Annotated in this window: 14 protein-coding genes; 3 read left to right on the top strand and 11 right to left on the bottom strand. The window is 40.7% G+C overall.

The genetic code is table 11. The annotated features are described in order from the left end of the window. Window positions 1-75: 75 nt before the first annotated feature. Complete coding sequence (locus tag MFF31_RS14425) at window positions 76-2,298, bottom strand: MFS transporter (protein ID WP_238188815.1); 2,223 nt, start codon at window positions 2,296-2,298, stop codon at window positions 76-78. A 361-nt stretch (window positions 2,299-2,659) separates the two neighbouring features. Next, entirely contained in the window at window positions 2,660-3,841 is a 1,182-nt protein-coding gene (locus MFF31_RS14420) for an MFS transporter (protein WP_238188814.1), read from the bottom strand. Window positions 3,842-4,025: 184 nt separating this feature from the next. Between MFF31_RS14420 and MFF31_RS14415 the strand changes: the two genes are divergently transcribed. Beyond that, window positions 4,026-5,495, top strand: a complete 1,470-nt coding sequence (locus MFF31_RS14415) for an aminotransferase class I/II-fold pyridoxal phosphate-dependent enzyme (RefSeq protein ID WP_238188813.1) — start codon at window positions 4,026-4,028, stop codon at window positions 5,493-5,495. Between the two features lie 63 nt (window positions 5,496-5,558). Continuing rightward, window positions 5,559-5,975 (top strand): DUF1885 family protein, encoded by a 417-nt coding sequence (locus tag MFF31_RS14410; RefSeq protein WP_238188812.1) that lies wholly within the window; start codon window positions 5,559-5,561, stop codon window positions 5,973-5,975. Window positions 5,976-6,156: 181 nt separating this feature from the next. On the opposite strand, the gene MFF31_RS14405 is transcribed toward MFF31_RS14410, so the two are convergent. The 3 genes from MFF31_RS14405 to MFF31_RS14395 form a co-directional block, all read right to left on the bottom strand. Beyond that, window positions 6,157-6,471, bottom strand: a complete 315-nt coding sequence (locus MFF31_RS14405; RefSeq protein ID WP_238188811.1) for a DUF1292 domain-containing protein — start codon at window positions 6,469-6,471, stop codon at window positions 6,157-6,159. A 102-nt stretch (window positions 6,472-6,573) separates the two neighbouring features. Then, window positions 6,574-7,152 carry a stalk domain-containing protein gene (locus MFF31_RS14400; RefSeq protein WP_248565494.1) on the bottom strand — a complete coding sequence of 193 codons (579 nt, stop codon included), beginning with the start codon at window positions 7,150-7,152 and terminating at the stop codon, window positions 6,574-6,576. Between the two features lie 153 nt (window positions 7,153-7,305). After that, window positions 7,306-7,503 carry a hypothetical protein gene (locus tag MFF31_RS14395; RefSeq protein WP_238188809.1) on the bottom strand — a complete coding sequence of 66 codons (198 nt, stop codon included), beginning with the start codon at window positions 7,501-7,503 and terminating at the stop codon, window positions 7,306-7,308. A gap of 148 nt (window positions 7,504-7,651) precedes the next feature. Here MFF31_RS14395 and MFF31_RS14390 point away from each other — a divergent pair, with 148 nt between their 5' ends. Further along, on the top strand, window positions 7,652-8,377 hold the full coding sequence (locus MFF31_RS14390; protein ID WP_238188808.1) for an MBL fold metallo-hydrolase: 726 nt from the start codon (window positions 7,652-7,654) through the stop codon (window positions 8,375-8,377). A gap of 100 nt (window positions 8,378-8,477) precedes the next feature. On the opposite strand, the gene MFF31_RS14385 is transcribed toward MFF31_RS14390, so the two are convergent. The 6 genes from MFF31_RS14385 to MFF31_RS14360 form a co-directional block, all read right to left on the bottom strand. Beyond that, a complete protein-coding gene (locus tag MFF31_RS14385; protein ID WP_238188807.1) occupies window positions 8,478-8,735 on the bottom strand; it encodes a DUF3892 domain-containing protein in 258 nt (85 codons plus the stop codon). A 65-nt stretch (window positions 8,736-8,800) separates the two neighbouring features. Further along, window positions 8,801-8,950: a hypothetical protein gene (locus MFF31_RS14380; protein ID WP_238188806.1), complete on the bottom strand. Its 150-nt coding sequence runs from the start codon at window positions 8,948-8,950 to the stop codon at window positions 8,801-8,803. 213 nt (window positions 8,951-9,163) lie between these two features. Further along, entirely contained in the window at window positions 9,164-9,346 is a 183-nt protein-coding gene (locus tag MFF31_RS14375; protein ID WP_238188805.1) for a hypothetical protein, read from the bottom strand. Between the two features lie 101 nt (window positions 9,347-9,447). Beyond that, on the bottom strand, window positions 9,448-10,893 hold the full coding sequence (locus tag MFF31_RS14370; RefSeq protein ID WP_238188804.1) for a nicotinate phosphoribosyltransferase: 1,446 nt from the start codon (window positions 10,891-10,893) through the stop codon (window positions 9,448-9,450). Between the two features lie 43 nt (window positions 10,894-10,936). Beyond that, window positions 10,937-11,482, bottom strand: a complete 546-nt coding sequence (locus MFF31_RS14365) for a cysteine hydrolase family protein (RefSeq protein ID WP_238188803.1) — start codon at window positions 11,480-11,482, stop codon at window positions 10,937-10,939. A 78-nt stretch (window positions 11,483-11,560) separates the two neighbouring features. Next, window positions 11,561-12,331 carry an NUDIX domain-containing protein gene (locus tag MFF31_RS14360; RefSeq protein ID WP_238188802.1) on the bottom strand — a complete coding sequence of 257 codons (771 nt, stop codon included), beginning with the start codon at window positions 12,329-12,331 and terminating at the stop codon, window positions 11,561-11,563. Between the last annotated feature and the right edge of the window lie 52 nt (window positions 12,332-12,383).

Below are 12,383 nucleotides of genomic sequence, written 5' to 3'. Positions count from 1 at the left end.
TCCTTAAACGATAAAAAAGCTGGTACCGAATAAATACCGGTGCCAGCTTGCTTCGCTCTTTTTGCCAACATTAACTTAATTACTAATGCCAATATCGTTGATCAAAATAACTCCTTCTTTAGTTTGATCCATGACAAAACTAAATTTCACAATTTGCAGTGGGTCCAATTGCTTATTCACCTTTTGAAAGTCACTTAGTTTAAATCCGTAGTTTTGAAAAACAGGTTCACTTATGTTCCCCAAATTACCTAATGGCCATTTGAGCAACCTTCCTTCGATCATTGGAACTAGCTTTGAAAAGTAGCTTAACGGCAATTTTGCTGCATTCCCATTACGATCTTCTACTTTTATAGACAAATCGATCAAACGATCGTTATACGTACCACTTCTCTGTTTATTTATATCTGCCATCGAAAATACGAATGAACTAGTCGATTTAAGTATTATTCCATCATTAGGAAGGACAATAGAATAGGAAGCTATGTTGGCATTTTTACTGCGATCCCATCCAAGACGAACAGCGCCATATAAGTCCTCGCCCCCCTTCTTTTTGATCCTTTCTTCCCTCCATTCCAATAAATTTTCCCCCTCTGCTTTTCCTCCAACAATCGTAGTACTATGCAAATCAATATCCTCATTGAAAGAGGCAAGAAGCATCGTTTTCGAATCAGCATAGTTACTGATATACATCGTATCTGGCAACCATTGCTGAGCATAACCAATGTCTTTAAACAATTCCCGATACTCTATTTTCTGTTTTAAAGTTGCATCAAGAAACGATGAGATGAACACTTTAGCAATCATTTCTTGTTCCTCTGGTGTCATCAATTGCTTCAAGTTAAACAATCTATTTCCTAAGCCAATCGTATCTCCTCTACCCCAACTTGTATTGAATTGACCATGATTTGCCCCATAAATATATACAGAGGACTTCATGACTTCTTCCTGCCCAGTGAAATGTAATCGATTATATTGTTTTGAACCTTGGAACGTAGTCACGTCCATATCATGCGCACCATGTAGCACTAAGTAATTGACGTCATTTAATGGTAACTCTTTCCCCATTGGTTTATATTGTGCATCAGTGCCTGCGATAGATATTAAAGATCGAATATTAAAGTTATAATCAAATTTGATATTCCCATTATCGGGATGTGCATTTAGTTTATTAAAAGCTGCTGCAATAGAAATTGCTTCTCCACCCCTGGAATGACCAATTAACGCAATTTGATCCATATCCACTTTACGATAAAAAGGGTTATCTGCAGTATTGTTCCACTCGCTCCACGTTTTTAGATGCTCAAGTATTAATAAACCTCTCGCTGGATTTTCCTCTTCCAATGCATTAAAGATGAACAGATCGTCGTATGGAGATCCGTTCAAAAAGTTCTCGTCAATGGATACGAAAATATAACCTCGACTAGCTAATAACTCGCCCAAATAATCGTAACCGGTATCGGAGTAATTATCCATCATATGATTCCCATGCGCCATAACAACAAGAGGAAAGGGTCCTTTTCCCTCAGGATAGAATACAAAACCGTTTAAGGGCATTTCATCTGGACCGAAATGAACACGTTTTGTTCGAAGGGAAGACCACTTTTTCACAAAATGCGATCCATCCACACTTTTAGTCGAAAGTGAATCACTTTGATTAAACTCCTTACGGTAGCTTTCTTTATTACCATAAGTAATTTTTTTGACAGATAATCCCCCCTCTTCCGTCGGATTATCCATACTATTATTTGCATAACGTTCTGATGTTCTAAGTTCTTTTAGATTTGCTCCAGGAATGATTTCATTTCCCTCCGACACAAGCCAATATCCTCCAAAAGCTATAATTACGGTAGTTACAACAGATAGGCCGATCACTATTAGCCTTTTCATGCTCTTATAATGTCTGATGCTGCCTGTTAATAGCCTATAAACTAGAGCGCCCCATAGAGAGCAAATAAAAATCATTAAAATGACAATTATTGGTGTGCCAAACAACGAAGACAGAAAACTAATAAACAACAAAATAAAAGAGCTGAAAAATAACCAAATGTATCGAGTTGGCATTTTTTTGAGTATATGTACAAACCCAGCAATAACCGCTCCAATGAGTGCGACAGCCACTAACGCTACAATAGCCCCAATAGCAGTATCTAATAACCCACGGTCTGCAAACATGTAGTAGGATTGTACAATAACAACAACGAATACCATCGAAGCAACAGCGATAACTGCTCCCTTCCATCCCACAGATAATGGTTTGATGCACAGCCATTTTCTAATATGCTTTCCGAGTTCTCTCATGACACTTATCCCCCCATTTGAACCACAAAAGTATACTTAATCGAATATGTTTTTACATGGGAAAGATTACTTATCAGCAACATTCACCATTACTACTAAAAGCCGCCCTGCTCCTTCTCCCGAGTAGAGATACTTTGTCATACTAATCATACTTTATGGAAAATTATTGAAAAAACGTCTACAGACCGAGTTTCAGCTACTGATTTAGTCGGGGTTATAACTATGACTAAGGTCTAGTTTTGATAATGACTCAACATGACAGTTGTCGAGCGTTCGTATTAATCAAAAAAAAAATGGTGGTGCAGGGAGTTATCCCGCACCACCATTTTCATATTAATATCACTGCACGATTTTATACTTATTACTCAGTTGACAACAATTGTTCTTTTCGATCCAACTGTTTGAATCGAACAACGAATACTAACGTCGCGATACAAAGAATACCCCCAATTAAATAAGGCAGTCCCATATTCACGGTGAATAGTAGCGAACCGAGCAATGGACCTGCAATACGCCCTAAACTATCCATTGATGAACTTAATCCCGAAGCAACACCATGTCCTACTTTAGTCTTCTGAGTAATTAATGATGTGACACATGGACGAATTAGCGCATTACCGATTCCGAATACTGCTAGTGAAACGGTTGCCCACAGCAACGAATGTGCAAACAACAGAAGGAAGAAACCAAGCGCTGAAATGATCAATCCAATCGCTATATATTTCGGCTCCTCACCCTTCTTAATTTTGCGACGTACAAATCCACCCTGTACAAGTGCGCCTACAAAGCCGCAAACAAAAAATAATAGACCGACCTGCTGCGGAGTAACATTAAATCGACTCATCCCGAAAAACTGAAGTGTTGCCTCCATGCCCGCTAAAGTAAACGTTACAAAAAAGGCAAGCACGTACAGCGGCTTCAAAGGTCCGCTAAATGCAGCCCATCTGGATACTTTCTTTTCCGTCTTAAGCTTGCGCTTCTCCTCGGGAAGTGACTCCTTCAGCTTCCACACTGCAAGAATAAACGTAATAAAACCGAGCAACGCTGCCGCATAAAATGGCGTTTCCAGCGAAATTACACTTAGAAAACCGCCAAATCCTGGACCGATCGTAAATCCAAGACCAATTGACATACCAACAAGTCCCATACCTCTTGTCCGCTTCTCTGGTGGGGTAATGTCTGCCACATAAGCAACAATGACTGAGGCTACTGCACCTGAGAATAAACCGCCCATCGCTCGCGAGATGTACATAAGAGTCAAATTACCCGAAGATAGCCCAAACAATAAGAAGCTTGCAGCAAAACCAATCAAACCAATAATTATAATGGGTCTGCGTCCAATTCTATCGGACCAAGTACCCCAAATTGGTGAAAGTACAAAAGAAACAGCTGAATAAAGTGCCAACATCATTCCCGTATGTATTTCTGCTCCATTAGGGTCTACATCCTGAATAATTTCCGGCATAACCGGGATGATAATGCCGAACCCTATAAACGTAATAATGAGGATGGCCATTACGATGATTAAACGATTATCTTTCATGCTGAAATCCCTCCAAAGACTATCGTACCATATCTAGAAAGTTGCTATGTATGAACAATTAGAGAACAAATGAACGGTATAGCCAATACCCTCCTGTTGAATAGCTATTTATGCTTGCAATCCCTCTTGATTTTGCTATACTCAACTTTGTTTATACATCAGATGAAAGGCAGGGATGATAGCGATGGACCATACGAAAACCCCGCTCTTCACTGCGCTTCGCAAACATGCGGAGCAAGATCCCGTTCAGTTTCATATCCCGGGACACAAAAAAGGGGTAGGCAGTGATTCAGAGTTTCGCGAATTTATCGGTGACAACGCGTTGTCAATCGATCTAATCAATATAGCCCCACTCGATGATCTGCACCAGCCTACAGGCGTGATTGAAGAGTCTCAAAAGCTTGCTGCAGATGCTTTCGGATCGGACTATACTTATTTTTCTGTGCAAGGTACAAGCAGTGCGATCATTACGATGATCCTTTCCGTATGCTCACCAGGGGAAAAAATAATTGTTCCACGTAATGTTCATAAGTCCATTATGGCAGCCATTATTTTTGCTGGAGCTAGACCTGTGTTTATTTCTCCTGCACGAGATAGCAACCTTGGTATCGATCATGGTATTACAACTCGTTCAGTTCGTCGAGCGCTTGAGAAACATCCTGATGCAAAAGCAGTGCTTGTTATTAATCCTACTTACTTCGGCATCTGTGCAAACCTTAAGGAAATCGTTGATCTTGTCCATAGCTACGACATTCCGGTTCTTGTTGATGAAGCGCATGGCGTATTAATTCACTTCCATGACAAGCTACCAATGTCCGCAATGGAAGCCGGTGCTGATATGGCTGCTACCAGCGTACATAAGCTGGGCGGTTCTATGACACAGAGCTCGGTACTTAATGTTCGCAAAGGCCGTGTAAATCCACATCGTGTGCAAACGGTTATAAGCATGCTGACAACTACGTCAACATCTTATATTTTGCTTGCATCACTAGATACCTCTAGACGTAATCTAGCTCTTAACGGTTATAACATCGCTGAACGTGCTATTACGTTGGCACAGGATGCGCGTGCCCAAATTAATGAAATACCAGGACTATACTGTTTTGGTGAAGAAATTCTTGGCGACGAGGCTACTTATGACTATGATCCTACGAAAATAACGGTTCACGTTCGCCACCTTGGCTTGTCTGGCTACGATACAGAAAACTGGCTGCGCGATAATCATAATCTAGAAATCGAGCTAAGTGATATGTATAACATTCTTTGCCTAGTTACTCCAGGAGATACCTCTGAATCGGTATCAAAATTAATCGATGCATTAAAAGGGTTGTCCGAAGCATTCCATGAAGGTGCCAAATCTAGAGAGGTTGTTGTGAAAATTCCGGATATTCCGCAGCTTTCATTGACTCCTCGTGATGCGTTCTACGGACAAACAGAAGTTATTCCATTCAAAGAATCAGCTGGAAGAATAATTGCAGAGTTCATCTACGTCTATCCGCCTGGTATTCCAATTTTGCTGCCTGGCGAAGTGATTTCACAAAAGAATATCGATTACATCGTAGATCATGTTGAGGTAGGTCTTCCTGTCAAAGGACCTGAAGATCGCAGCATTAATTTTGTTAAAGTAATCGTGGAAGAAACGGCTATTTCTTAGACTTACTTCCGCTTATTGTAAACTTTTTTGCCCCGTGCTATGATGGGCTTGAGGTGATTGGCGATGAGTCAGAGTGCTTATATTAAGCTAGTGCAAGGCTCGACAAACCAAGAAATAACGCTTCAAGACGTCCGGAATCGTCTACTCCATTATCGTGAGCAGACTGCTTTGACAGGCGCACAACTAGACTGGGATTACGCAGGAGCTGCATTTCCCTACACGATCGAATCAAGAGGGGACGAGCGGTGGTTTTATTTGCAAGGAGTTAATCCCAACTACAAACATATCATCCTTGGAACAGGTGAAACAACTTCCAATAGTGGTCAAGAAGTTCCGTGTATCCAAGTTGTTTTGCCAGATGAAGCAACACATGGTGATAAAGCCAAAGCAAATGAGCTATGTAAATATATAGCTAAGACGCTGCAAGCTGAGCTTACGATGTTTAATGGCCGTACGGTCTACTACAATCCTCGGAAATAATCGATATACAAGCGTAAATAGCTAAGCCGCCACCTGGAGGCTTAGCTATTTTTTCGTAGAGGAATATGTGTCCTTTATAAAATAACATACGTATACATTCTTAAATTTTTTAAAAAAGGGGCTCGGGAGATGGTCAATAACCACTTCCCGAGCCCCTTTATAATGCCATTACCGAAACCAATTAGTTCTCTTCAGTTTCAGTACGAGCGATTTCTTCATAGATTGCTGTTACGCGTTCCCATTCAGCATCGTCTTCAATGCCAACTAGGAAAGATTCATCGTTTTCTTCTTCAATACGGAAAATAACGCCATCTTGTTCTGGATCTTGACGATCCAATAGTACAGCATATACGTTCTCTTCTGATTCGAAGGTGTAGACCATGACCATTTCGCGTTCTTCGCCTTCATCGTTTGCTACCATAAAGACATGCTCTTCATGCTCGTGATCATGTCCGCAGCCGCAATCTTCGCCGTGCTCATGCTTGTGCTCGCTCATGATTGTTACCCCATTTCACTAAAATAATCATACCACCTCATCCTACCATGCAAGCCTATGACTGGTCAAACAAAATACCCCTCAGTTACGAGGGGTATTCGTTTACGGATTTTTTGATGTGACTAATTTTTCTGAAACGACGAACCATTCTTCTACACCTGCAGGCTTTACACTAAAACGAACGATGTATTCGCCAGCTACGTCAAACTTATACTCAAACTCACCGGTCCTAAACCAAAAGTTATCATTTTTCGGGTTTACTTCTTCCGTTTGGATCAATTTTTCTTTGCCGGAGGGATCTGTAATTGTGACTTTTACAGAGGATACACCCTTCTTCAAATTATCTATCTGCGAGAAAACACTGATTTTACCCTGAAACCCTTTATCTACAGCACCGAATGGACTATTCCCTTTATATAGAAACATATGAACATTTGGCTTATACACAGTAGCACGTTTGTTCGCATTATCCCATTCAATAATAGCTTGTAGACTGTTCGCTAACTGCTTAAGCGGTAAAAACGTCTTACCGTCTACAGTAACGCCGCCTTCTTCCGATTCAATTCCGTTAATAATTAAACGCACTTTCTGCACTGTACCGTTTGCAAAGACCACTGTGCCACCTAAGAGGGACAATAGCAGCAGCCCAATCGCTACCTTCCTGAATTTCATTGTTGCCATAACCTCCATCCGCCTATTCTGGATGTAAAGTTATACTCTGCTCTAGCATAAAAGTTGCGATGCTAACCAAAAAAAAATGATAGCTACCAGAAAATTAATCGCTTGTCAAATGTTGTTGAATTATGCGCTTGCCTGGGAAATGTTAATGATTTATTACCCGAATGTTTTTGTAAGAATACATGGTACTCCATTGCCTACCGATCCCTTTTCCTGCATATGAGCCAAATAACGTAATCCTCTCGCGCAGGGCGTTTTGCAAACCGCACAAGTATCGGAAAGTACTAGCTTGTATAATACCTGCCTCCGATCACTTACAGGCTGCTTCTTCTTTGTAACTTTACCTTTGCTCATCACAACCATCCCCTCGCTTATCCTCTAACAATGTCATTGTATGAAACAGCAAGTGAAGGTGCTTATGAAAGTAGCAATCTGTGATGAATTTTGTTAAAGTGAAGCCAATATCATATCTTTGATCTAGATTACATAGGAGGATAAGAGAATGAAAATTACGATGGTCGGTACTGGCAGCGCTTTCGCCAAGCGTTTTGACAATAATAATGCGTTAATCGAGGTTGATGAATTTCGGCTCTTAGTGGATTGCGGCATTACTTTGCCACGAGCACTTCACGAAATGGACATCCAATTCGTAGATTTAGATGCAGTCCTCATCAGTCATATTCATGGTGATCATGTAGGAGGTTTAGAAGAACTTGCTTTTCAAATGATGTTTAAATTCAAACGAAAACCTGTTCTTTATTTAGCTCAGCAATTAATCAAACCTTTATGGGAAAATACACTTCGTGGAGGGCTTACACAAGAGAGTTTAAGCCGTCTGGAGCACTTTTTTATCGTAAAACCTTTGGAAACTGGTAAACAATATGAGCTTGCTCCTGGCTTAATCGTTGAATTGATTCAAACTAAACATATAATAGATAAGGATAGTTTCTCCTTCCTATTTAACAGTCGTTTCTTCTACTCAGCAGATATGAGATTTGACGGACAATTACTCCAGAAGCTAGTGGACGGCGGTGTAGAAACCATCTATCACGACTGTCAGATTGAGACACCAGCAGTCGTGCATGCTGGATTGGACGAGCTCCTTACATTACCAGAGTCTATTCAAAAAAAACTTTGGCTCATGCATTATGGCGATGGAATCGATGAATATCGTGGCAAAACGGGTTCGATGCGGATCGTAGAGCAACGTAAAAGCTATAACGTTTAAGGAGAAGTTCACTTCTCAACAAAAACCGCCTTTAATGTTCCGATTAAACATTAAAGGCGGCCTCTATGCAAATGTTGGTTTAGATAATACTGCAGAACAGTTAGAACAATGGTAGTTGGTCTAAGTTATTAGTAGGATCTCCATCAGCATCGCCACGAAGATATGTTTCGCCATTCCTACCTTTAAATGCATTAACGCCAGCAATGTTGCCTGCTTGCACTTCTTGGAGAGCGGTCGCATAATCCAACTCGCGGCCAGTGGATGTTTTGAAGGCAGTCAAATCCCCATCCCCATTTTTCTGTACGGCAACGACCTGCTCTCTTTCATTACCGGTTTGTTGATTATTGGATTGGTCCAATCTTATTCCTCCTCTAGTATAACCAGATGGCAACCAGAAGTTAGTATACCAATATAAACAATTGCTTATTCTCTTACCTTTTTGAGCCATATAAATTTCTCATCATAGTCCCATGAATCCCTTTGTACGAATCGTGCTAATAAGCCAATGACTACACCAATTATGGTAAACATACCGATTGCCCAAATGAGAAACCAAGCATAATGTACAGCCACTCAAAATCGCCTCCTCCGCTCTTACCTAAACCTATGCGGTACATGAGGTTATTAGTATATGTATAGCAAATGCGACAATTTGGTGGACACTCAAGCATAAATGACTATGCCATCTTCTGGTGGCTTAGCGAACGTCTCTCGGAGAAATTTAAAACCTTTATAAGGAAATAAACTTATAGTTTTAAAAAGAAATAAGCCGTAGATAAGACCCCGTTAGGTCTTCTTCTGCGGCTTACGCTCTTTTTTTCGACTAGACACTTTAGCTTCCATTTCACTCTCATTTTTGGCAGCCAGCACAGAGAGTAATCCGATGATATCTCCAATAACTATGATAGCCGCAGCAATAATAGCCAAATCCTCCGCAGAAATTCCATCATTATCTCCTGAGCCGGACATTAGTCATCCTCCCACACATTACTTCGTTACAATAGTCTATTCAACTAGGCAAGGAAGGTATGGGCGATTGCTGACTAATGTAATCATTTTGTAGGCATGAGCTAATTGTGATGCTTCTCAATTAAACTTTTCTTAAGCTCCCACACTTTAGCACTCATATCGACTGGATATTTCTCGGGATTGAGCTTGCGCAAATATTCTGGCCAAAATTGTTGCAGTTGCTCTTCGTGAAAGGTTTGAATTTCCTTTAGAGTCGGAAGCCTATACTCTAGTTCTCCCTGATGAAAGATGGTACGCAGGAGCGGAACAGCTTCATAATTTGCAACATTTTTGAACAAATAAGGATGAAGTGGATCAAACAACTTAAGCGGTTTGCCCTCAAGCATGTCAGTCTCATCCGCAAGTGCGATGTAATCTGCCTCAGCTTTCCCTGTCTCTTTGTTCATAATACGAAACACATTTTTTACACCAGGAGTCGTTATTTTTTCTGGGTTACCCGAAATTTTTATAACAGGTCGGTATCCACCCTCATTATCCTCTTTGGCTACAAGCTTATAAACACCACCTAATGATGGATTATCAGCAGCTGTAATTAATTGAGTACCAACTCCCCAACTATCAATCCGTGCCCCTTGTGCTTTTAGGTTAAAAATAATGTTCTCGTCTAAATCATTGGAAGCAACGATCTTAACATACGGAAGATCTGCATTGTCGAGCATTTTACGTGCTTGCTTCGAAAGATACGCAAGGTCGCCGCTATCTAAACGAATCCCCTGCATTTTTTTTCCGCGGCTCTCTAATGCTTTGGCAGTTCGGATTGCATTTGGCAAGCCACTTTTGAGCGTATCATAGGTATCAACCAGAAGCGTAACGCCGTCTGGCAATGTATCTGCATAACGGTCAAAAGCTTGCTGCTCCGATTCATGAAATTGCACCCAAGCATGAGCATGAGTTCCTTTGGTAGGAATACCGAACAGCATCCCTGCTCGGAGATTCGAGGTAGCATTGAAACCAGCCACATATGCCGCTCTCGCTCCCCATATTGCCGCATCTGCTTCTTGGGCACGCCGAGTACCAAATTCAAGCAGAGTATCATCAGGTGCGACACCTTTAATTCGTGCTGCTTTAGTCGCAATTAGCGTCTGGTAATTAACGAAATTAAGAATCGCTGTCTCAATTAACTGTGCTTCAAAAATTCGAGCTTCTATTCGGAGCATAGGCTCTCCACTGAACACTATCGTTCCTTCAGGTACAGCTTGAAGTTGTCCTGTAAATCGTAATTGTCTCAGCTCCTCAAGAAACTCTGGAGCATAATTTTCCTCTTCTCCTGCAAGATAAGCGATCTCTTGCTCTCCAAAATGCAAGTTCTGAATATAGCGTACGACTCTCTCCAGTCCAGCAAATACAGCGAAGCCATTCCCGAACGGCAACTTGCGGAAATAGACATCAAACACCGCTTTTTGATTATATGTCCCTTGTTTCCAATGTGCATACATCATATTAATCTGATATTTGTCTGTATGTAGCGTTAAGTTTTCGTATGTCATTTCTTTCACTCCTATCGGTATTGAATCAACATTAATTTTCGAATCACTTACCAGCAACTAGCACGTCTGCTCCGAGTGTATGACGGAAATGAGCAAGCGCCCATTCATGTCCCGCTTCGTTAAAGCTTGCTACTGCATCGGCATGAATCGTTAAAGAAAAACCTTTATTATAAGCATCCACAGCTGTATGAAGCACACAAATATCGGTACATACACCTACAAGATGAAGCTCTGTTATTCCTCTGGCTTTAAGTCTTAACTCTAGATCGGTTCCACAAAATGCACTATAGCGCGTTTTGTCCATCCAATAAACCCGATCTTTATTTTCGAGATAGGTCTCATTAAGTTTTCCATATAAGTTTCTGCCTTCTGTCTCGCGAATATTATGAGGAGGAAATAGCTTCGTCTCAGGATGATAAACATCACCCTCATCATGAAGATCTACCGCCAATATGACGTCTTCCCCTTCATTTATAAATGTGCTAGTCAACTCAACAATTCGCTCCTCAATTTTAATTGCTGGATCACCGCATGGAAGCTTCCCCGTTACAAAGTCTACTGTATAATCAATTACAATTAATGCTCGCATTTCATTAACCCCCTTGAATTTTACTTACCATTAAGTTTGATCTCATCCTTATATTTGTCCGATTATCGTTCAACAATGTTATCCGTAAATAGACATTTGGGGCAAATAATTAGTAAACCGATATAGCTGAGCAGCCCTTTGTGAATATTGATTGGACGACATTGGGGCTCCATGCTCATCAATAGCTTCTTCAATAATTCCTTTTCTGCTTTGAGTTGAAGTGATTTTTCGAATAAAATTTTTTTCCTGAAAATGTGGAACGACTGTTTGAATAATATGATAAAGTTCACTAATTGTGAATGTTTCTGCTAGAAATTCTTTTGCAATCGTTGTCGTAAGCATTTTCTCCTGCACTTTAGTCCATGCATCCATCAATACTTCCTTATGGTCAAAGGCTAGATTCATTTGTAATGCCTCTTCAATTGGAACTAAGCGAACATCAGCTGCATCATCATTGGCAGAACGATTCTGAAGTAAGCTTTCATTTACCAAGGCAAAAAATGCGTGCGAGATCATCCATCCCCTTGGGTCTCTTCCAGGCTTGCTGTACACGTTGTAATACTCCATATGAATGTTCGTAACACTTGTTTCTTCTTCTAACTCTCTTCTAGCACAGTCATACATACTTTCAGTTTCTTCACAGAATCCACCGGGCAAAGCCCAGCAACCTTCAAACGGCCATTTTTTTCGTTGGATAAGCAAAACTTGTAATGTTCGTTCAGGTAATGCCTTCTTTGCATTGTTTTTCTCTTTTGTTGTAATTGTAAAAATGACGATATCACTTGGTGCTCCATCAGGCGTACGATAGTCCTTGGCCTTATAATTAGTTTCATTTTCTATGATGCCCATGAGGAGAGTTTTCGCCCCTTTTCATATTGTCGTTTTGATAATATCATTATGA

This window comes from Paenibacillus sp. L3-i20 (assembly GCF_022180385.2).
Lineage (GTDB): Bacteria > Bacillota > Bacilli > Paenibacillales > Paenibacillaceae > Pristimantibacillus.
This window is presented reverse-complemented; position numbering and strand designations above follow the sequence as displayed.